This window comes from Bacterioplanoides sp. (genome assembly GCF_965226395.1).
In the GTDB taxonomy this organism is placed as follows: domain Bacteria; phylum Pseudomonadota; class Gammaproteobacteria; order Pseudomonadales; family Oceanobacteraceae; genus Bacterioplanoides.
Genome location: NZ_OZ245358.1, coordinates 1,899,022 through 1,919,495 on the forward strand (window position 1 = coordinate 1,899,022; position 20,474 = coordinate 1,919,495).

Annotated in this window: 19 protein-coding genes and 1 pseudogene; 15 read left to right on the plus strand and 5 right to left on the minus strand. The window is 48.3% G+C overall.

Annotated elements, in window-relative coordinates; translation table 11 throughout:
• Positions 1-120 precede the first annotated feature (120 nt).
• Positions 121-624, plus strand: coding sequence for a GAF domain-containing protein (locus ACO05E_RS08675; protein ID WP_419812552.1), 504 nt, complete (start codon positions 121-123; stop codon positions 622-624).
• Positions 625-662: 38 nt separating this feature from the next.
• Here the strand turns inward: ACO05E_RS08675 and ACO05E_RS08680 are convergent, their stop codons facing one another.
• Positions 663-1,085 carry an HPP family protein gene (locus ACO05E_RS08680; RefSeq protein WP_419812553.1) on the minus strand — a complete coding sequence of 141 codons (423 nt, stop codon included), beginning with the start codon at positions 1,083-1,085 and terminating at the stop codon, positions 663-665.
• A gap of 109 nt (positions 1,086-1,194) precedes the next feature.
• Between ACO05E_RS08680 and ACO05E_RS08685 the strand changes: the two genes are divergently transcribed.
• The 10 genes from ACO05E_RS08685 to ACO05E_RS08730 all read left to right on the plus strand — a co-directional run bounded on the left by ACO05E_RS08685 (position 1,195) and on the right by ACO05E_RS08730 (position 10,202).
• Positions 1,195-1,467: a late competence development ComFB family protein gene (locus ACO05E_RS08685; RefSeq protein WP_419812554.1), complete on the plus strand. Its 273-nt coding sequence runs from the start codon at positions 1,195-1,197 to the stop codon at positions 1,465-1,467.
• 105 nt (positions 1,468-1,572) lie between these two features.
• Positions 1,573-2,637 carry a uroporphyrinogen decarboxylase gene (gene hemE, locus ACO05E_RS08690; RefSeq protein WP_419812555.1) on the plus strand — a complete coding sequence of 355 codons (1,065 nt, stop codon included), beginning with the start codon at positions 1,573-1,575 and terminating at the stop codon, positions 2,635-2,637.
• A 234-nt stretch (positions 2,638-2,871) separates the two neighbouring features.
• Positions 2,872-5,667 carry a monovalent cation/H+ antiporter subunit A gene (locus ACO05E_RS08695; RefSeq protein WP_419812556.1) on the plus strand — a complete coding sequence of 932 codons (2,796 nt, stop codon included), beginning with the start codon at positions 2,872-2,874 and terminating at the stop codon, positions 5,665-5,667.
• A gap of 2 nt (positions 5,668-5,669) precedes the next feature.
• Positions 5,670-6,044 (plus strand): Na+/H+ antiporter subunit C, encoded by a 375-nt coding sequence (locus ACO05E_RS08700; protein ID WP_419812557.1) that lies wholly within the window; start codon positions 5,670-5,672, stop codon positions 6,042-6,044.
• Positions 6,041-7,561, plus strand: a complete 1,521-nt coding sequence (locus tag ACO05E_RS08705; RefSeq protein ID WP_419812558.1) for a monovalent cation/H+ antiporter subunit D — start codon at positions 6,041-6,043, stop codon at positions 7,559-7,561. The genes ACO05E_RS08700 and ACO05E_RS08705 overlap by 4 nt, the downstream gene beginning before the upstream one ends.
• Entirely contained in the window at positions 7,558-8,043 is a 486-nt protein-coding gene (locus ACO05E_RS08710; RefSeq protein ID WP_419812559.1) for a Na+/H+ antiporter subunit E, read from the plus strand. The genes ACO05E_RS08705 and ACO05E_RS08710 overlap by 4 nt, the downstream gene beginning before the upstream one ends.
• A complete protein-coding gene (locus ACO05E_RS08715) occupies positions 8,040-8,324 on the plus strand; it encodes a K+/H+ antiporter subunit F (RefSeq protein WP_419812560.1) in 285 nt (94 codons plus the stop codon). The genes ACO05E_RS08710 and ACO05E_RS08715 overlap by 4 nt, the downstream gene beginning before the upstream one ends.
• Positions 8,324-8,719: a Na+/H+ antiporter subunit G gene (locus ACO05E_RS08720; protein ID WP_419812561.1), complete on the plus strand. Its 396-nt coding sequence runs from the start codon at positions 8,324-8,326 to the stop codon at positions 8,717-8,719. Before ACO05E_RS08715 ends, ACO05E_RS08720 begins: the two co-directional genes overlap by 1 nt.
• A 437-nt stretch (positions 8,720-9,156) precedes the next feature.
• Positions 9,157-9,591, plus strand: a complete 435-nt coding sequence (locus ACO05E_RS08725; protein WP_419812562.1) for a diadenylate cyclase — start codon at positions 9,157-9,159, stop codon at positions 9,589-9,591.
• On the plus strand, positions 9,588-10,202 hold the full coding sequence (locus ACO05E_RS08730) for a hypothetical protein (RefSeq protein WP_419813674.1): 615 nt from the start codon (positions 9,588-9,590) through the stop codon (positions 10,200-10,202). The genes ACO05E_RS08725 and ACO05E_RS08730 overlap by 4 nt, the downstream gene beginning before the upstream one ends.
• Here ACO05E_RS08730 and glnE read toward each other — a convergent pair.
• The gene (glnE, locus tag ACO05E_RS08735; protein ID WP_419812563.1) at positions 10,179-13,139 is read right to left on the minus strand and encodes a bifunctional [glutamate--ammonia ligase]-adenylyl-L-tyrosine phosphorylase/[glutamate--ammonia-ligase] adenylyltransferase; all 2,961 of its coding nucleotides are present in this window, start codon (positions 13,137-13,139) and stop codon (positions 10,179-10,181) included. The genes ACO05E_RS08730 and glnE overlap by 24 nt on opposite strands.
• A gap of 224 nt (positions 13,140-13,363) precedes the next feature.
• On the opposite strand from glnE, the gene ACO05E_RS08740 reads away from it, so the two are divergent.
• Complete coding sequence (locus ACO05E_RS08740) at positions 13,364-14,509, plus strand: ImmA/IrrE family metallo-endopeptidase (RefSeq protein ID WP_419812564.1); 1,146 nt, start codon at positions 13,364-13,366, stop codon at positions 14,507-14,509.
• Positions 14,496-14,972, plus strand: a complete 477-nt coding sequence (locus tag ACO05E_RS08745; protein WP_419812565.1) for a DUF4411 family protein — start codon at positions 14,496-14,498, stop codon at positions 14,970-14,972. Before ACO05E_RS08740 ends, ACO05E_RS08745 begins: the two co-directional genes overlap by 14 nt.
• Here the strand turns inward: ACO05E_RS08745 and ACO05E_RS08750 are convergent.
• Positions 14,969-15,220, minus strand: a complete 252-nt coding sequence (locus ACO05E_RS08750; protein ID WP_419813692.1) for a hypothetical protein — start codon at positions 15,218-15,220, stop codon at positions 14,969-14,971. The two genes, ACO05E_RS08745 and ACO05E_RS08750, sit on opposite strands and share 4 nt — an antisense overlap.
• 34 nt (positions 15,221-15,254) lie before the next feature.
• Here ACO05E_RS08750 and mrcB point away from each other — a divergent pair.
• Positions 15,255-17,486, plus strand: a pseudogene (mrcB, locus tag ACO05E_RS08755) (penicillin-binding protein 1B); the annotation flags it as partial.
• A 111-nt stretch (positions 17,487-17,597) separates the two neighbouring features.
• On the plus strand, positions 17,598-18,119 hold the full coding sequence (locus ACO05E_RS08760) for a tetratricopeptide repeat protein (protein ID WP_419812566.1): 522 nt from the start codon (positions 17,598-17,600) through the stop codon (positions 18,117-18,119).
• A 147-nt stretch (positions 18,120-18,266) separates the two neighbouring features.
• Here the strand turns inward: ACO05E_RS08760 and ACO05E_RS08765 are convergent, their stop codons facing one another.
• On the minus strand, positions 18,267-19,754 hold the full coding sequence (locus tag ACO05E_RS08765) for a methyl-accepting chemotaxis protein (protein ID WP_419812567.1): 1,488 nt from the start codon (positions 19,752-19,754) through the stop codon (positions 18,267-18,269).
• A gap of 81 nt (positions 19,755-19,835) precedes the next feature.
• A complete protein-coding gene (locus tag ACO05E_RS08770) occupies positions 19,836-20,465 on the minus strand; it encodes a hypothetical protein (RefSeq protein ID WP_419812568.1) in 630 nt (209 codons plus the stop codon).
• Positions 20,466-20,474 lie beyond the last annotated feature (9 nt).

Consider the following 20,474-nt stretch of genomic DNA (forward strand, 5'->3'; position numbering starts at 1 on the left):
CCTTCGTGTGTCTTTTCACTGAGCTTAGAACAGCAAGAATTGCCCGCTCTTGATTTGCATCAGTGGCCTGAGTAATAAATCACTTAGTCTGAAAAACGCTTTTTCAGTAAGGAATGAGTGATGGCTGAGAGTTATTTTTTATCAGATCCGTATCGTGCGCTAGGTCAGGAGATGTCGTTTATCCAGCGACTGGAGCACTTGTATCGTGTGCTGCGCGAACAGCTCGAAGGAATTGACCGTTTTGCCCTGGCACGCTACAACCCGGATGACCAAAGTGTGTCGGCGTTTATGTATGAGAGCGAGAGTGGGGTGCCGTTTGAAGAGTACTGTCGGCCGCTGAATCAGGTGCCTTCGCTGCAGCAGATCGCCAACGATCACACGATCCGGGTGGTGGATGATATGCGCGTGTTTCGTCAGGGCGATCATATCAGCGCCCATGCTGACGCCTTATTGGCCGTTGGCCTGCGCTCCAGCTTTACCATGCCCTTGTATCATCAGGACAGATTGCTGGGGTTTTTATTTCTGAACTCCAAACGCACCGGGTATTTTGCCCCGCAGCTGTTAGCGCATTGTAACGTCTGGGGGCATCTGGTTAGCCAGTTTGTGGCTCAGGAATTTGTCTGATCAGTAGCTCGGCTAAACTGTCACTAGCCGGGTCTGGCTTAGTCGCCGGGCAACAGCTCCAGTGCTAATTTCAGGAAATCCTGCGAGGTGATAATACCAATCAGTTGCTGCTCATCATCCACCACCAGTAGACAACCTTGCTTCATGCTGTGCAGCATATCACCGGCTTCGCGCAGTGGCGTGTCGGCTTTGACCGTGGTTAGTGTGGTCTTCATACAATCCGTCAGGGCCGTTTGCGCCAGATAGTTCGCCAGCTGGTGGGCGCCAAATTTATCGGTAATGCGAAACGCCTCAGCCAGAAATTCTTTCTGAGTAATCAGTCCCATCAGCTTGTTATGCTCATCCGTCACCGGAATATGGCGGATTTGTCGTTGTGCCATAATGTTTTCAGCATCCTTCAGGTTGGACGCTGGTGACAGTGTTAGCAGGTTGCGCACCATAATGTCGGCGACCTGTTTCATAACCACCCCTTCAATAACTTTTCATAAAAACAATATCCTTTCAGTAAAGCAGGAATTTGCCTGAGTGCTATGCTGAAATGCAGGTTATATCGGATTTTGGAAAGGTCCTATGAGCATCAATAACAACATTCGCAATTATTATGAGCAGCTGGTGGCAGAAGAAATCCTGGCGCGCCTGCCCGGTAACCAGGATTCAGGCTCTCTGGCGGATATCGCCTGTGTCGCGCTGAACCATTTGCCACCGCGCTATATTCGTCACGAAGTGGATATGGCGTTTTATATGTCACCGGATGAGCTGCACGATATCCATAAACGGGTTAAGCAGGCGGTGAGTGATGCGATTGAATTTATTGCCTCACACCGTCGTGAGGATGCCGAATAGATGATTCAGGCCCGTGCGGGTATGCCGCAAATTGCCCGGTGTCAGGCTTTTTAACGATGTTTTTGTTATCATGCCGGGCAAATTTTCACTGGTTAATGGAATCTCATGTCTGAGTTAAAAAATGATCGCTTTCTGAAGGCGCTGTTGCGTCAGCCGGTTGACCGTACCCCAATCTGGATGATGCGCCAGGCGGGCCGTTATCTGCCGGAATACAAGGCCACCCGGGCTCAGGCAGGTGACTTTATGTCGCTGTGTAAAAACCACGATCTGGCCTGTGAAGTCACGATTCAGCCGCTGGAGCGTTTCCCGCTGGATGCCGCGATTCTGTTCTCCGATATTCTGACCATTCCTGATGCCATGGGATTGGGTCTGTATTTTGAGACCGGTGAAGGCCCACGCTTTAAAAAGATTATCCGTACCGAAGCCGACGTTCAGAGCCTGAATGTGGTGAACACCCAGGCAGATCTGGATTATGTGTTAAAAGCCGTCAGCACCATTCGTTCAGAGTTGAATGGCCGTGTACCTCTGATTGGTTTCTCCGGCAGCCCATGGACGCTGGCCACTTATATGGTTGAAGGTGGTTCGTCCAAAGATTTCCGTCATGTTAAAGCCATGATGTATGACACGCCGGAAGTGATGCACCAGCTGCTGGATACCCTGGCGAAGTCGGTTATCGATTACCTGAATGCCCAGATTGAAGCCGGTGCTCAGGCGGTACAGGTGTTTGATACCTGGGGTGGCAGCCTGAGTGATGTGTGTTACCGCGAGTTCTCGCTGAAGTATATGCAGCAGATTGTAGCCGGGCTGAAACGCGAACATAACGGTCAGAAGATTCCGGTGATTCTGTTCACTAAAGGTGGTGGTCAGTGGTTAGAAGCCATGGCTGATACCGGTGCCGATGCGCTGGGTCTCGACTGGACGACCGATATTGGTAACGCTCGTGGCCGGGTTGGCGACCGTGTGGCGCTGCAGGGCAATATGGACCCATCGGTGTTGTACGCTTCTCCGGCAACCATTCGTGCGGAAGTGAAACGTATCCTCGACAGTTACGGTAAAGGCTCTGGTCAGGTATTTAATCTGGGCCATGGCATTCATCAGTTTGTCGATCCGGAGCACGCCAAAGCCTTTGTTGAGGCCGTGGTTGAGTTAAGCCCCGAGTATCATCAGTAACATCAAAAACGGCGTCTCTGGACGCCGTTTTTATTGCTGCAACAGCAGTAAAAACACACCTATATCAATAGGTAATGTGTTGTTTTAACAGACATTTTTAAGCGCTTTGTCTGACAATTCTTTTCACTGAACAGAGCTGTCATATGGGGCTTGGCCGGGGTTCGTGCTATCTTTCATGCACTTCAACTCCGAAAACCGGATGACCGTTTCTCCAGGAATGAGGCGACCCTAAATATGACTTTGCTCTGGATTCCTCTGCTGCCGCTGTTTGGAACCCTTGTCCCCCTGCTGGCTGACCGTTTTGGTCGGCGTGTGACGCTGGCCGCTACGGCTCTGATTCCGGCGCTGGCGCTGATGTGTTTATTAATGCTGATGCCACAGGTGCTGGCGGGTGATGTGATTCACTGGCACACCAGCTGGATTCCGAATGCCGGGTTAGAGCTGGCATATCACCTCGATGGCTTAGGGCTGCTGTTCTGTTTGCTGATTCTTGGCATTGGTTTGCTGGTGTTGTTATACGCCCGTTATTACATCTCAGACGAAGATCATATGGGGCGTTTTTACGCCTTTTTGCTGTTATTTATGAGCGCCATGCTGGGTGTGGTGCTGTCGGATAACCTGTTGCAGTTATGGGCCTACTGGGAACTCACCAGTGTCAGCTCGTTTCTGCTGATCAGTTACTGGTCGGACAAAACCGAAGCCCGTAAAGGCGCGCGTATGGCGCTGACCATTACCGGTGCTGGTGGTCTGGCATTACTGGCGGCCTTTATCGTGATGGGCGAAACCGTTGGCAGTTACAGCCTGACCGAGGTACTGGCCAGTGGCGATTTACTGCGTGACAGTGGTGCTTATCCACTGATTATTGCCTTATTCCTGTTGGGCGCTTTTACCAAGTCGGCTCAGTTCCCGTTCCATTTCTGGTTGCCCCACGCGATGGCGGCACCGACCCCGGTTTCGTCATACCTGCATTCAGCAACCATGGTGAAAGCCGGTGTTTTCCTGCTGGCACGTTTTTACCCGGTGTTGTCCGGCACTGAATTATGGTTTGGCGTGGTGTCACTGGTTGGTTTAGCGACCTTACTGGTGGGCGCCTATGTCGCCTTGTTTAAACACGATCTGAAAGGCCTGCTGGCGTATTCCACCATCAGTCATCTGGGTCTGATTACGCTGCTGTTTGGTCTTGATACTCCGTTTGCGGCCATTGCTGCCGTATTCCACATTATTAACCATGCGGTGTTTAAAGCATCGCTGTTTATGGCGGCCGGTATTATCGACCACGAAGCCGGTTCGCGCGATATGCGCCAGCTTAATGGCTTATGGAAGTACATGCCGTATACCGCCACGCTGGCGATGGTGGCTGCCGCGTCGATGGCCGGGGTACCGTTGTTAAACGGCTTCTTATCCAAAGAAATGTTGTTTGCTGAGACTTTATCGCAGCACACCTTAGGTTCGTTATCCTGGATTATTCCGGTATTGGCGACCTTGGGTGGCGCGCTGGCCGTGGCTTATTCGCTGCGCTTTATTCACGATGTGTTCTTTAATGGTGAACCCATTAACCTGCCACGCACACCACATGAGCCACCGCGTTATATGCGGGTGCCGGTGGAAATTCTGGTGGTGATTTGTTTGCTGGTGGGCATTCTGCCGGATATTACCGTCGGGACTCTGTTGCGCACCGCCGCTGGAGCGACCTTGCAGGCACCGCTGCCGGAATTCAGCTTAGCCATCTGGCACGGCTTTAATATTCCGTTACTGATGAGCTTCCTGGCAGTAGCGGGTGGCAGCCTGTTGTATATCAACCGTCGCCATTTGTTTAATTTTCAGGGGCAGTTTAACGAGATTGACGCCAAGGTTGAGTTTGAAAAGTACATTCAATATCTGGTGTACAAAGCCTCTCAGCTGCAAGCCGCGTTTGATAACGGCAAGCTGCAACGCTACATCACCTATCTGATTCTGATTTCACTGGCGGTGGCTGGCTGGCCATTGCTGGAATTGGCTGAAGCCCACGGCAGCCGAGAGCAACAACCGGCCGACTGGATCATGCTGGTTGGCACCATCATTATTATTATCGGCACCATTGCGACTATGGTCTTCAGTCATTTGCGCTTACTGGCGCTGGTGATGATCTCCATTGTGGGTCTGGTCGTGGCAATTGGTTTTGCTTATTTCTCGGCACCGGATCTGGCGCTGACTCAGTTGTCGGTTGAGGTCGCAACCATAGTACTGTTCCTGCTGGCGCTGTTTTTCCTGCCGCAGAAAACGCCATTACAGGAAAGCTCGATCCAGCGTATTGTGCGTGACCTTGGTATTGCCTCGGCGATTGGTGCGGTGATTGGCACCTTGTGTTACGTGATGCTGACCCGCCCGCTGGAATCCATCTCGGACTTCTTCTTAGAAAACAGTAAAACCGGCGGCGGTGGCACCAACGTGGTGAACGTGATTCTGGTGGATTTCCGTGGCTTTGATACCTTGGGTGAAATCACCGTACTGGCGATTGCTGCATTGGGTATTTTCAAGTTATTGGCGGGTATGCGTTTATTTATTCCGGCAGCGGATCAGGACGGCGTTGCCTGGTCGAAAGACAAACACCCAATGATGCTGGCGCTGGTATCTCAGAGCTTGTTACCGCTGGCGTTGTTAATTTCCGCTTATATCTTCCTGCGTGGTCATAACCTGCCGGGTGGTGGTTTTATTGCTGGCCTGATTACCGCAATTGCCTTAATTCAGCAATACATCGCCCATGGTGTGGCGTGGATGAAACAACGGATGGACTTCCCTTATCACTACATGATTGCGATTGGTTTATTGCTGGCAATTTTATCCGGCTTAGGCAGTTGGGTGTTTGATCGTCCGTTCCTGACTACCTGGTTCGACTATTTCTACTGGCCGGTCGTGGGCAAATTTGAGCTGGCCAGTGCCATGGTGTTTGACCTTGGTGTGTACTTCACCGTTATTGGCGCAACCATGTTGATTCTGGCCAACCTGGGTAAATTAACCACCAGTGAACGTCCAACCACAGGAGGGCAGTAATCATGGAAACCCTGTATGCAATTTGTGTGGGTGCCATCACCACCGGTGGTGTGTTTTTAGTATTACGTGGCTATACCTTTGCCGTGGTACTGGGGCTGACCCTGTTATCGTACGCGGTGAATTTATTTTTATTTGGCAGTGGCAGGTTAGTGGTTAATGGTGCCGCCATTCTGGGTGAAAGTGAGGTCTACGCTGATCCATTACCACAAGCGCTGGTATTAACCGCCATTGTGATTGGTTTTGCGATGACGGCGTTTGCACTGATTCTGGCGCTGCGGGCACGTTCGGATTTAGCCAATGATCAGGTTGACGGTAAAACCGAAATCCACGACGAATTACCCCAAAAAGTTCGCCGTCAGGCAGGAGAAGATAAATGAGCCTGATGGATCATCTGATTTTTTTCCCGGTGTTATTACCTCTGGTTGCCGGTGTGTTATTGCTGCTGCCACCGTTGCAGGGCGATTTAGCACGCCAGCGGGTAATGGCCTTTGCCGTGAATGCGGCGTTAATGCTGGTGGCACTGATTCTTTTGGGTCAAAGCCTCAAGCTTGGGCCACAAATGTACATGATGGGGGATTGGCAGGCGCCATTTGGTATTGCCTTGGTTAACGATACGCTGACCTCCATTATGCTGGTGCTGACTTCCGTATTGGCGATGGCCGCGCATTTATACGCCTGCGCCGGAGATGACAGTAAAGGCCCGTTTTTTCAGCCGCTGTTTATGTTCCAGGTGGTGGGTATTAATGGCGCGTTTTTAACCGGTGATATTTTTAACCTGTTCGTTTTCTTTGAGATTTTATTAATCGCCTCGTATTCGTTATTAATTCACGGCGGTGGTAAACAACGAACTCAGGCGGCGGTGCATTATGTGCTGTTAAACCTGGCGGGCTCGGCCATGTTCCTGTTTGGTTTAGGCATGATTTACGCTTCATTCGGCACCCTGAATATGGCCGATATGGCGTATAAAGTGGCTCATCTGCACGAAGAAAATATCGAGCTGGCGAAATCCGGTGGCCTATTATTGCTGGTGGTCTTCGGCTTAAAAGCCGCGTTGTTGCCGATGCATTTCTGGTTGCCACGTACATACGCTTATACCTCCACCCCGGTGGCTGCGTTATTTGCGATTATGACCAAGGTAGGTATTTACAGTATCTGGCGGGTGCACACGGCAATCTTTGGTGATTACGCCGGTGAGCTGGCCGATCTGGCGACCGGTTGGTTATGGCCGCTGGCGTTATTAACACTGGTCGCGGGTATTGTTGCGGTATTAGCCAGTCAGACTTTAAAAATGCTGGCATCTAATCTGGTGATTGTGTCGGCAGGCACCTTATTAATTTCACTGGCGTTAAATACTCCGGAGGCAACGGCAGCGGGCCTGTACTATTTAATTCACAGTACGCTGTTGTCGGCGGCGCTGTTTTTAATTGCCGGATTAATTCAGGAACAACGAGCGCAGGCGCAGGACCGTTTTGTAAAAGGTCGTCCGGTTGCTCAGCCACTGCTGATTGGCAGCTTCTTCTTTATTGCTGCGCTGGGTTTAATTGGTATGCCACCGTTCTCCGGTTTTATCGGCAAAATTCTGATTTTGCAGGCATCGTCTTCGGTATTAGCAGCCTCCTGGATCTGGGCGCCGTTATTACTGTCCGGCTTAACCGCTATGATTATGTTAACCCGTGCCGGCAGCACCTTATTCTGGCGTACCGCCGGGCAACCGGCACAAGATGACAAAGCGCATCCACTAAAAATTACGGCGGTGGTGATGCTGCTGGCTTGTTCACCGTTGATGGTGATTTTAGGTGGACCTTTGTCTGATCTGACTTTAACCGCAGCGCAACAATTACACGCTGAGCCGCAGCCGGTTGTTGTGACCACGTTAACAGGAGTAGCACCATGATGGCACGTTTATTACCGATGCCACTGCACAGTGGCTTGTTATTGGTGGTGTGGTTATTACTGAATGGGTTTTCGGCCGGGCAATTATTACTGGGTGGCATTCTGGCACTGGTTATTCCGATGATTACCGCACCGTTTGCGTCACGCCAAAGCCGGGTGGTAAAACCACTGGCATTAATTGTTTATGTGCTGCGTTTATTAATCGATATTTTTGTTTCCAATATCGAAGTTGCCAGCCGGGTGCTGCGCAGCAACAGCCATTTAAAACCGGGCTTTGTGGCATACCCGCTGCAATTAACCGGTGATTATCCGTTAACGGTGTTGGCGAGCACCATTTCGTTAACGCCGGGCACCGTGAGTGTCGATTTTTCCGAAGATAAACAATGGCTCTATATTCATGCGTTGCATATCGACAGCGAGCAGGAAATTATTGATTCCATCCGCAACCGTTATGAATTGCCACTGAAGGAGATTTTCTCATGAGCAGTGCTGATGTTCTGAATTATGCCATTCTGGCAACCGGCCTAATGGTGTTGGTGTCTCTGTTATTAAATGTTTGGCGTATCCTGCTGGGGCCGGAAATTACCGATCGTATTCTGGCGTTAGACACGCTCTACATTAACAGCATCGCGCTGATTATTTTGCTGGGTTTATACAATGGCTCAGCCTTGTATTTTGAAGGTGCTCTGCTGATTGCCATGCTTGGTTTTGTCAGCACCGCGGCATTAAGTAAATACCTGCTGCACGGGGATATTATTGAATAATGGAAAATTCAGATTTCTTTAATTATCTGGTGGCTGGCTGGTTAGTGCTGGGTGGCTTTTTTGTATTTGTGGGTTCATTAGGGCTGGCAAAACTGCCTGATTTTTTCACCCGCTTACACGCGCCAACCAAAGCCACTACATTAGGTATTGGCTCGGTATTAGTTGCCTCTATGTTGATGACCAGCGTGCGTGATGGTGGCTTCAGCATTTATGAAATGGTGATCAGTTTATTCTTATTTATTACTGCACCCGTGTCAGCGCATATGATGGCCAAAGCGGCATTGCATAAAAAGATTTGTATGCTGGAGCGTACTAAGAATGCTGAGATTGCGCCGCGAATTGCGGCCCAGCAGACGCCGAAGGAAGAGGGCGAGGCTGAGGATAAAACGGCTTAACTAATCTCAATAAAAATCGGCTGGTGAAAATACCAGCCGATTTTTTTGTATCAGATGCAGTGGTTTATCAGAGCAACCACTGATTTCATAAATGACTATTCCCATCTTTTAATCAGATGTTTGTGAGCATCCATATTTAGAACTAACTTCTTCTTTAGATCGAGACTGTACGCTGCCGGGAAAGTCAGAGCCATGACTGCTTTTGGTGCTGAAAACTTAACTGTAGCTTGCTCGCTATATAGCTTAATGATAATTTAAAAAATTATTGGCTGGATCTTTTTTGCCGCAATCGGCGTTGTGCAAGCATTTACCCAGAATCAACTGTTTTGCTAGAGGAAGTTTTAAGTTGACATTGGTTGATTACTTTCCAAATTTGGGGATTTATTCGGGGTGTCAGATATGCACATGAATCAGTTCTTATATTTTAGGAGTGCACGTTGAAAAACCGTGTTTTAAGTTTACTAAAGAAATTAAAGAAAGAGGTGCCTGGGAATACCTTTACAGGTACAGGTATAGTGATCTACGAATCACTTGATGAATTACCTTTATTTTTCATGAGTGCAGATTCTGAGGTGAATGATAATGAAGATGTTTATTCAATAATTTTAGAAAGCAGTTTGGCTACAAATCCTAATCATGATGGATTCAATATGATTACGAGTGATTTTAAAATTACTCACAGGAACGTGTACTTTGCCCCTCCGATTAGCACGGATGTTGTTTTTGATAGCAGCAAGGGTTATGGGACTAGGTATGTGGCAGCATTAATGGGTTCTACTATTCAAGGAGTTTTGCTTACTGCAGTTGTAAGTAATTCATACGGGATAGTAATTTTTGAGCATGGCAAGGCTATCTGGGAAAGTAATTGGTGATAAATTTATTTTCAATAACTAAGTTGTTTGTTGCATTTGCGCTAATTTATTTTGTAATAATTACTGGGCTGATTTACCTTCTGCCTAAAGTGGGTGTATCAGGAGTCAGTGAAACAAGGGTGGCTTTTTCAGTCGGTAGCTTTTTTGAGCTTCTATTGGTTTATATTTTTGCATCAGGCTGGAGAAAAATTTGGGCTGTATTCCCATCATTGAATACTCAATTATTTCCTGATTTAAATGGTGAGTGGAATGCTAAAATATATTGGAATTGGAATGGTAATAGTGGCTGTAAAGAAGGGGTTGTTTATATCAAACAATATTTTATAAAGATTAGTGTTGACTTGGTGACGGATGAGTCAGAGTCAAAAACGCTTATGGTTAAACCATTTAAAAATTCGGAATCTGATCAAGCTTCGTTCTATTACATGTATCACTCTGAGTCAAAAGCAACTAGCTATGAAAACAAGAAAGATCATAAAGGAGCTGCCATTCTTCATCTGAGTCATGATAGCAGAAATATAATGTCAGGGAACTATTTTACTGATAGGGAAACATTTGGCCATTATGTTTTTGAAAGAAAGGCTGGATCACTCCAGCCAATCACCCCATAAACGAACCACTTCCGCCTTCTGCTCAGCAATATTCAACTGTTGCTGAGCTTCTACATCCAGCACTAACTTCTCTTTCTGCAATGCCCGGCGGTGAGACTCAGCCCGATAATTCAGATAAATCTGTTGCAGCTTTTCCGCATCTTTTTTATCCATTAAACCGGTTTCAGAAAAACCATCCAGAATACGCATATTATCGGTATAGGTAAGCAGCGAAGTATGCGCTTTGCAGTTAGCCAGTACACCATACTGCACAATAAATTCGATATCGACAATGCCACCTTTATCCTGTTTCAGGTGATATTTTTCCGTGCTTTTACCAGCTTTTTCTTCGCCCGCTTTCTCAACGCCCTTTTTCTCAACACCGAGGTGATCCCGCATTTTCTGGCGCATTTCCCGCACATCTTTTTTCAGGCTTTCTTCTTCTCGCGGTTGAGTCAGAATTTTCTCGCGAATCGCCTGATACTCGGCAATCGTGCTGTCGCGGCCACATAATGCCCGGGCACGCACCAGCGCCTGATGTTCCCAGGTCCAGGCGTGTTTCTGCTGGTATTCATCAAACGCTTTAACCGACGCGACAATCATGCCGGAATTACCAGACGGACGCAGTCGCATATCCACTTCGTATAAATCACCGGAGCGGGTTTGGGTGGTCATAATATGAATCATGCGCTGACCCATACGGGTATAAAACACACCGTTATCCTGGCTGCGGTCGCCAGTGGTATAACGGTTCGGCGTGGAATTATGCAGAAAAACCAGATCCAGATCAGAACTATAACTCAGCTCTAAACCACCCACCTTGCCATAACCAATCACGGCAAATTCCGGCTCGGTTACCGGCTCTTTATCGGCATTGGTTGGGTAGCCGTATTTCGCCACCATTTGCTGCCAGGATAACCACATCACTTTATCGACCACCACTTCGGCTAAATAAGTGAGGTAGTCGCTGACCTTCATAAGCGGTAGGGCATCCATCACTTCACAAGCGGCGGCCCGTAATTTATGCGCCCGAACAAACTGACGCAGTTGCTCCATTTGTTGTTCGAGATCATCTTCATCGATGCGTAATAAACGCAGATTTAATTCTTCGGCCAGTTCTTTTTTGTCCGGCAGTCGATACAGGGTGGCGGGGTGTAATAATTCATCCAGCAATAACGGTGTTTGCGCAATGTATTCCGCTACCCACACCGACTCACCACACAATTTAACCAGTTGTGTTAATGCCTGAGGATTTTCTTTTAATAACACCAGATAAGCAGTACGGCGAAGTACCGCTTCCAGTAATGGAATAATACGCTCCAGTGTGTCTACCGGATTTTGGTGGCTCCATAATTCTTTTAATAACAGCGGCATTAACGCATCAAGACGTTCGCGGCCAATTTGTTGCATCATGGCAACGGCTTTTGAATCACGGAAGGTAGTTAATCGTTGTCTGACGGCATCGGAATTAATACACGCATGTTGTTGTAAAAACTCCTGCTCAGCACTGCCGTGTAATTCACCGTGCCATAAATCCAGCCAGCTATGATCTTGCTGCTGATTTTCTGTATCGTCGTCTTCGGCGGCAACAATTTGAGCAAAATGAAATTTCACTTTGTCGCGATGGTTATTCAGGGCGGTTACATAGTCATCCCAGTGATCAAACCCCAGCGACCAGGCAACCCGCAGCTGATTAATATCATCCTCCGGCAGTTGCTGAGTTTGTTCGTCGTTTAATGCCTGAATGGCGTGTTCGCTGTCGCGTAAAAATAAATACGCCTGTTTTAATTCATCACAAGCACCGGCCGGTAAATAGCCATCACCGGCCAGTATATCGAGCACTTTTAACAGCTCGCGGGTTTGTAATTGTTCATCCTGACCACCACGAATTAACTGGAAAGCCTGAACAATAAATTCAATTTCACGAATACCACCCGGGCCGAGTTTTACGTTCATTTCTAAGCCACGACGACGCACTTCGGCATTAATCATGGCCTTCATCGAGCGTAACGATTCAAACGCACTAAAGTCGATATAAGCGCGGTAAGTAAACGGTCGCAGAATCTGTAATAATTCCTGCGCCTGAGGCGTTTCTTCGCCGGTCATCACCCGGGCTTTGACCATGGCGTAGCGCTCCCAGTCGCGGCCCTGATCCTGATAATATTCTTCCATTGAGGCAAAATTCATCACCAGTGGGCCACTTTGGCCGTAGGGGCGCAAGCGCATATCGGTGCGGAATACAAAACCGTCAATGGTGGTTTTATCCAGCGCCAGAATCAGTTTCTGGCCGAGCTTAATAAAGTATTCCTGATTGGTAATCACTTTAGGGCCGCTGGTGTCACCACTTTCCGGGTAGGTAAAAATCAGATCAATATCCGAGCTTAAATTCAGCTCATACGCCCCCAGTTTACCCATACCTAATACCAGCAGTTGTTGCTCCTGCTGGCTGTTTTTACCAAGTGGCTTGCCATGGCGCTGTTGCAGCAACTGACCGAGAAACTCAATGGAGCGTGACACACATTCATCGGCTAAATCGGATAACGCCCGGGTGGTTTCCATGGTGGAAGCCAGACGCAGTTGATCGCGCCAGATGATATGCACCATGGCACGGCGACGCAGTTTGCGCAGGGCGGTATGCCATAACTCTTCTTTGTTGGAGTTGGGCGTGTCATCACTGTTGGCTTCGGCTGCCAGCTCGTCTAACCAACTACTGATTTGTACCCGGGACAGCGGCTGACAAATAGCATCACTGGTGATGGCGTTGGCAAAAAAGGTGGCGTCTTTGGGCAGGGATTCCACCACAAAGGTGCTGAGTGTCAGCACCCGCTGAACCTGTTGCTGCTGATTCTCTGAAAAGCCCTGCCATATCGCAGGCCAGCTCAGGCCAAAACGCTCACCAATATCAGTCAGCTGGGTTTGTTGGTTTTGCCAGAGATCGGAAAGGGCGTGGGGCAGCATAATTATCCATCATCATTATTTACTCAGTTCCTTCTAATTTAAGCGGGTTAGCGCGCATTTTCATAGATGTATATCAGTCTGATGCAGTATCAGGATGAGCCGAGACTGGAAAGTTCGGTCAGCATGGATGATTCCGAAGATACAAGTCTGAAAAAGTAGAGTACAATCATTGGATTATTTTCGGGGAAATTCATACCCCTTGGAACAACAACGGTCTAACGCTAATGGGCAGGCTCACAGACATTAACTTTCAACGGATTGAATGGTGCTGCGAAGACTTTGGCATTGCTCTGGAGCAGTTGTCTGTCGAAGCAGGCATATCTCTAAGCTCCTTAGAGCGAGCAAGAGATGAAAAAACCGGTCTTACATTCAAGCAGCTTCAAAGAATTGCTGGATTTTTTGGCCGTGGTATTTTGTTTTTCTTTGAAAGACAGTCCCCCAAAGATGACAGTGTTCATAGCCCTCAGTTTCGTACAATTGCAAACCAAAAGCTTGATATTAGTCCAAATATTAGGAAGCTAATTGAACGGGTTGAGCGCCAGCGTGAACTTTATCTTGGGTTATTAGAAGAAATTGATGCAGATATTGCTACTTTTGATGTCCCTCAAGTTCCGTTAAAAGATCCGGTAAAAAGTGCTGAGATAGTCAGAGAGTGGCTAGGCCTCAAAGGCCGCTCTACTTTTGACGAATTTCGTCTTGCTTTGGAAGAAAAAGGCTGCCTGGTTTTTCGTACAAACGGTTACAAAGGTGAGTGGCAAATCCCTAAATCTAGCCCAATCATGGGCTTTAGCCTCTACGATAGGCAAAACCCTATTATTTTAGTTCGAAAGTCCTCTTCCGAATCTTCTCAAAACTTCACCTTAATGCATGAGTTAGGTCATATCATTCTACATAGAGAAAGCTCTATCGATGATAGCGATGATATTAATTCATATGAGGGAATAGAGAGAGAAGCAAATATCTTTGCCGGTTGTATCTTACTGCCTGATGATGAACTGAGCCTCATTCCTTCTAATGAAATTCCTGATCAAATCGAATTTGTTGATGACTGGTGTAAAAAATATAGAAAGCGGTGGGGAGTGAGTAGCGACGTAATTTTACTACGATTAATTCAACGCGGATTAATTGATACCTCCATATACAATGAATTTGTGGCATGGAGAGAACAGCAAACTTACGAAGAAAGGTCTGGTGGAAGTCGAGAGTGGCGCCATAGGGAACCTATCCATATATTTGGTGAAGGGTATGTGAGAACTGTTTTAAGCGCATTAAACGGTAATATGATAACTCTCAACAAGGCAAGCGGCTACCTTGATGGTTTGAAAGTAAAGGATATACACAAACTTGAGGAGTACTATGTACGTAATTGATTCTTCGTCTCTGGTCAGTGCTTGGGATAACTATCCATTTGAGCAGTTTCCTCAATTTTGGCAATGGTTTAAGGAGCAAGTTGTCTCAACGGAAATATACATCCCTGAGGTAGTCGTTGACGAAGTTTCCTATAAATTCCCAGATTGTGGAGAGTATGTAAAAGGCTTTACTACTCCCCTTGCAATCGATGCCAAAATAATTTCATATGCGATGACGCTCAAGTCTGTGATTGGTGTAAATGAAGATCACTACCATCCTAAAGGGGTTGATGAAAATGATTTACTTATAATCTCATCAGCATTTTGCACCGGACGTATATTAATTACAGATGAGCACTATCAAGTCGCTCCACCAAAGGAAAAGTCTAAAGCTAAGATACCGCTTGTCTGCAAGATGGCTGTTGAAGAGATCAGGTGGACTAACTTAATTTCATATATTCGAGAGTCAGGTCAAATATTTTAGTCCCATCTTTTGGAATGATTAAGTACGTCAATGCACTCCAGTCTGATGCTATGATCTGTTTTTTTGATACCAACACCGATGTTGCTATTTGTTATGAGCAAAACTTCCGGGCCAAAAAAGCCTGCCGCTTCGCCTAAAAAGCAGAGCCGTAAACCGTCAGAAAACCGCAAGCCAGCCTCTGCCGCTAAGAACAGCACACGTAGGTCAGCTAAAAGCCCTAAAAAAGCCCCTCCGCAGAAATTCGCCAAACAGCCTTTTTCTTTTAAACGCTGGTTTTGGCGTTTTATGCTGATCAGCGTGGTGGGGCTGGCCGCTTATATGGTGTATCTGGATGCTCAGGTACGCGCTCAGTTTGATGGCAAAAAATGGAATCTACCGGCCAAGGTATATGCCCGGCCGTTAATCCTGTATCCCGGTGCTGAGTTAAATCCGGGTCAGTTACTGGCGGAATTACAGTGGGCTGATTACAAACCCTCGCGTCAGGCGGATGTGCCGGGTACCTACGCCCGGCGCGGTGATGACTGGATTATTCACCGCCGTGCGTTTCCGTTCTGGGATGGTTCGGAAGTGTCTCAGTATGTGCGGGTTGCCATCGATAATCACCAAGTGCAAAACATTCAGACCATGCAGGGCGATGCCGTGCCGCTGCTGCGACTGGAGCCACAATATATTGGCGGGATTTTTCCGGCGCATAACGAAGATCGGGAATTAATTACCCTGGATGATGTTCCGCCGGAATTAATTGCGGCCCTGATTGTCACCGAAGACAAAGCCTTTTTTGATCACTGGGGTATTTCGTTGCGTGGTATTGCCCGGGCGATGATGGCGAATATTCAGGCTGGGCAATTGGTTCAGGGGGGGTCCACTCTGACTCAGCAGCTGATTAAAAACTTCTTTTTAACCAGCGAACGCACCTTAGCGCGTAAAGCCCAGGAAGCGTTAATGGCGCTGTTGCTGGAGCTGCATTATTCCAAAGAAGAAATTCTCCAGTCGTATCTTAACGAAGTGTATCTGGGTCAGGCCGGACGACGCGCGATCCACGGCTTTGGTTTGGCGGCGCGATTTTATTTTGGTAAATCGATTACCGAGCTGTCGCTGACGGAATCCGCCATGTTGGTTGGCATGGTGAAAGGCGCTTCGTATTACAATCCTAAACGTAATCCAGACCGGGCCCGTAATCGCCGTGATCTGGTGATCGGCTTAATGGCTGAAAACAATATCATCTCGGAAAAACAGCGCATTCTGGCTCAGGGCCAGCCGTTAAAAACCGCCAATACCCGGCGTGCCGGACAGCGCGAATATCCGGCTTTTTTGGAATTAGCGAAACAACAACTGCAACGTGATTATCGGCTGGAAGATTTACAGAATGATGGTTTGCGGATCTTCACTACGCTCGATCCCTGGGTGCAGGATTCGGTTGAAAAAGCGGCATTACAACATCTGGAAGCACTGGAGCGCTGGCAGCCACAACAAAAAAATCAGCTTGAAACGGCAGCGGTGATTACCTCGGTCGATGGCGGTGAAGTTCGTGCGCTATTGGGGTCACGGCGGACCGAATTTTTTGGTTATAACCGCGCTGCTTCGATGCAACGTTCCATTGGCTCGTTAGCCAAACCGGCAGTGTATCTGGCGGCACTGAACAGTGGCCGTTATCACTGGGGTAGCCGCATCAGTGATGAATCGGTGCGTATTTCCGGCCCGGGTGGGCAGGTCTGGCAACCCAAAAACTACGATTTAAAAAGTCATGGCAGGGTGCCTATGGCGCAGGCGCTGGCGAATTCTTATAACCAGGCAACGGCGCGCCTGGGTATGAATGTTGGCCTGGAGGCGGTGGTGAATACCTTCCGTCAGCTGGGTCTTAAAAAAGACATTCCACCGTATCCGTCGATTTTGCTGGGCGCGATTGATGCCTCACCAATCGAGGTCACTCATATGTATCAGACCATCGCCAGTCAGGGCTTTTATACGCCATTACGTACCATCGAAGCGGTGACCACGGCTGATGGCAGTACCTTGTCTTCTTATGCGATTGAAGGTGAGCAACGCTTCGACAGCCAGCAAATCGAATGGCTGCGTTATGGTTTGGAAAAGGTGGCGAGCGAGGGCACGGCCAAGCGCTTGACTCGTGAAACCAATCAGCCGCTGGCTGCAAAAACCGGCACCAGTGATGATCAGCGTGATGCCTGGCTGGCCGGGTTTGATAACCGCTATCTGGGGGTGATCTGGGTTGGCCGTGACGATAATAAACCCATGCCGTTTGCTGGCAGCAGCGCTGCCTTGCCGATCTGGCTGAATACCTTTAAGCGGATTGGGGTGCAGGGTTTGGAGAGTAATGATCAGCTCAGCTGGCTGCCGGTGGATAACTCGGGCAATCCACTGCAGCAAGGTTGCTCGGGTACCTTATATCCGTTTGTGGAAGCGGCCATCACGGTGAATCGTCAGGGTTGTTATCGCCCGCAAACGACGGATAAACCGGAGCAGAAAAAGTCAGGCTGGCTGGATTGGTTATTCTGATGTCGTTTTGATGTCGAGAGGAGTAATAACCGCCAGAAATAGCACTTTTATTTTATTAATGAACACTCCATCATGGCGGCCATTAAACAGGGCTACAGGTACCGGAAAGAGATGAAGTTGTTGGTTAAACGCGTATCGGCGATTGCGCTGATGATGGCGATGGTGTTTTTAGCGGCCTGTTCGGCACCACAAAATAAGCCTCAGGCACCACAGGATTATGAAGTTAATACGGCGTCGTTACCGACATTGAAATCTGGCGCTTCGGGATCCGGTTACTCGGCCCGGGATCTGGAATTGTCGGCGTTAACCGATGGTCATCATCATCCTGCGATTGCTGCTTTGTTTGCTCAGGCCGAGCAAGCACGTCAGAAGCACCAATGGCGTAACGCGTTAAAATATCTCGATCAGGCCCGCCAGATCGAACCCAGAAATCCGGCGGTGTTGTATCGTCAGGCTTGGGTCAACCTGAAGTTGGGTAAGCCGTCTCAGGCTGAGCAGCTGTTGTTACGTGCCAAGGTTTTCACCCGGGATAACGATTTAAATCGTCGTCTGGATTGGTTATTGGCGGATGCGTTAAGTCGTCAGGGAAGGGGTGGTGAGGCGAAAGCCGCACGTTCCCGTGCGACTCGCTGAAAAACTACTAAAAACTACTTACGTTGCCATAACAGCGTTAAAAATCAGCTCAAAATGCTCATTTATTATCTATAAACTGCGCGTTTTCGCTGATGTTTGCCTTGTTCTGGCTGCCTCAGAAACGTTTTTCAAACTGTTTTATGCCGCTTAAACTTTAAACTGGGTCAGCAGTCCACGTAAATCGCTGGCCATCGCCACCAGTTGCCCGGCATTCTGGTTGGCACTACCGGCTTGTTCTGTGGTGGTTTCGCTGATGTCACGAATGGTGCTCAGGTTGCCATTCACTTCTGAAATCGCTGAGTTCTGTTCTTCCAGCGCATGAGCAATCTGCTGATTCATTTCATAAATCTCAGCAACAGCTTGCTTCATAGTGCCTAGTCGATCACTGGTCAGGGTGATTTGTTCAACACTGGAGTGTACGCCGGTTTTGCTGGTTTCCATCGCACTCACGGCTTCACCTGAGCCTTTTTGCAGGCGCTCAATCATACGCTGAATTTCTTCAGTGCTTTCATGGGTGCGGGACGCCAGTGTGCGTACTTCGTCAGCCACTACTGCAAATCCCCGGCCTTGTTCACCGGCACGGGCGGCTTCGATGGCGGCGTTAAGTGCCAGTAAGTTGGTTTGCTCAGCAATACCCTGAATCACCGATAATACCGAACCAATATTATTACTCTCGCTGTCGAGGTTCTGAATCACATCGTTAGCACGGTCAATGTTATTGGCCAGATCACTGATGGTATTACGGGCAGCAGTAATGCTTTGTTCACTTTCCTGAGAAACGCTGTTAGCGCTTTGCGCTGCGTCGGCGGCCTGACGAGAGTGATTGTTGATTTCGCCCATGGAAGCCGTCATCTGTGTAGTGGCGGTGGCAATCAGATCGGTTTCATTATGTTGGGCATTAGCACCCTGACTCATTTCCTGAGTGGTGCGCGAGAAGTTTTCACCAACGTCATTAATCTTAATGGACAGCTGGTTAGCCTGACTGACCAGATCATTCATTAATGCAAAAAATTCGTTAAATGAGCGAGTGAACGGACCTTGCGGATTATTTACCTGGAAGGTCAGATCCACTTCACCCTGTTGGCTGATATGTTCGCCAATTTCAGAGAGTTCAGCCGTTTGCTTAAATTCCAGTTGGCTTTTACGAGCCAGATAAATTAAAGCCGCAGCTTCAACCACCACAAACAGGGCGTGTAATAAAACAATATTGATGCCGGTTTTGGATTCAAAAATCCAGACGTTGGCCCCACCTTCCTGCAAAGAATTAAACAGCAGGTGGTGTACGGCGATGGTGGCTGCTGCTGCCAGAATCGGCAGTGGGTCGCGGTAGTACATTAATAAGGCTAATAACGCGAAGATGCCGAAGTGCATTTCGATAAGGCCGTGGGCCTGGTGAATATGCAAAGCCGAAAAAAGCATCAGGGAGACAGCAAAAGCAATTCGGGATAAGCGGCTGCCGGGCGAAACTTTACTGATGGCAACCGGTACCAGTACCGCAGGCAAACCAATCAATAAGGCGGCTGCCCAGGTGCTGTACCAGCCCGCCAACAACAAAGACACAACAAATAAGGCGGAAGTCACTACCGTGAAGAAGCTATCGGCCTGACGATAAAAAGTCTGGTAAGTCGAGTTCACAATACAATCCTGATCTTTATAGTAATATAGCCACACAATAATGCGGTGTTTACCTAAGTGTAGATCAGGGTGTATGGCTTGCTATGAAGGGCGAGAAAAAGACAACCAACGATTGCTACAAATCAGATAGGGAATCAGAGTTAACCCTAACCAGCTCCAGTGTTGTTGGTCTGATGTGCCGGTGCTGCGCAGCTCCAGCCCGCTATAACCCACCACTAGCATCAGCCAGAAGGCCAGTGGCGCGATAAACGCAAAACTGCGGTAACGGGCAATCGGCAGCACAAAGGTGATGGCACCCAGCACCAGTATTAACATCAGCCAATAATCCAACAATTCGCTGGTGCGGGTGAGGGCAAACACCGCACAAATAGCCAGCAGAATCCGGCCCCAGATGGTGCGATCCCAATCGAATCCCAGTACCCGGGTGAAGCCATTAATCACCATCAATGGCAGAGCCGCAAACAGCGCCAGTTGTTCAAACAGGCCGGAAAACTGATCAAAGTCTTTATCTGAAGCCAGTTCAGGCAGGGCATTGCCGACCACCGCCAGCGCCGCCGCGATCATAAAGATCAGGCTGCTGGCTAATAACGCAGCACAGTCACCCTGACCGCGCTCATTGAGTTCCTGCTCGTTATCAGAGGATGCCAGCAAGCGGTTTTGCCATAACAAAACTGCTGCTGTGATCAACAATACAAAAGGATGGATGCTCACAAAATTATC

Bases quoted from the DNA above. Each gene is read 5' to 3' on its own strand.
- ACO05E_RS08760 (WP_419812566.1), top strand. From the start codon at position 17,598: ATGAAGTTGTTGGTTAAACGCGTATCGGCGATTGCGCTGATGATGGCG.
- ACO05E_RS08745 (WP_419812565.1), top strand. From the start codon at position 14,496: ATGTACGTAATTGATTCTTCGTCTCTGGTCAGTGCTTGGGATAACTAT.
- ACO05E_RS08740 (WP_419812564.1), top strand. From the start codon at position 13,364: ATGGGCAGGCTCACAGACATTAACTTTCAACGGATTGAATGGTGCTGC.
- ACO05E_RS08700 (WP_419812557.1), top strand. From the start codon at position 5,670: ATGGAAACCCTGTATGCAATTTGTGTGGGTGCCATCACCACCGGTGGT.
- ACO05E_RS08695 (WP_419812556.1), top strand. From the start codon at position 2,872: ATGACTTTGCTCTGGATTCCTCTGCTGCCGCTGTTTGGAACCCTTGTC.
- glnE (WP_419812563.1), bottom strand. From the start codon at position 13,139: ATGCTGCCCCACGCCCTTTCCGATCTCTGGCAAAACCAACAAACCCAG.
- ACO05E_RS08705 (WP_419812558.1), top strand. From the start codon at position 6,041: ATGAGCCTGATGGATCATCTGATTTTTTTCCCGGTGTTATTACCTCTG.
- hemE (WP_419812555.1), top strand. From the start codon at position 1,573: ATGTCTGAGTTAAAAAATGATCGCTTTCTGAAGGCGCTGTTGCGTCAG.
- ACO05E_RS08720 (WP_419812561.1), top strand. From the start codon at position 8,324: ATGGAAAATTCAGATTTCTTTAATTATCTGGTGGCTGGCTGGTTAGTG.
- ACO05E_RS08675 (WP_419812552.1), top strand. From the start codon at position 121: ATGGCTGAGAGTTATTTTTTATCAGATCCGTATCGTGCGCTAGGTCAG.
- ACO05E_RS08715 (WP_419812560.1), top strand. From the start codon at position 8,040: ATGAGCAGTGCTGATGTTCTGAATTATGCCATTCTGGCAACCGGCCTA.
- ACO05E_RS08680 (WP_419812553.1), bottom strand. From the start codon at position 1,085: ATGAAACAGGTCGCCGACATTATGGTGCGCAACCTGCTAACACTGTCA.
- ACO05E_RS08710 (WP_419812559.1), top strand. From the start codon at position 7,558: ATGATGGCACGTTTATTACCGATGCCACTGCACAGTGGCTTGTTATTG.
- ACO05E_RS08685 (WP_419812554.1), top strand. From the start codon at position 1,195: ATGAGCATCAATAACAACATTCGCAATTATTATGAGCAGCTGGTGGCA.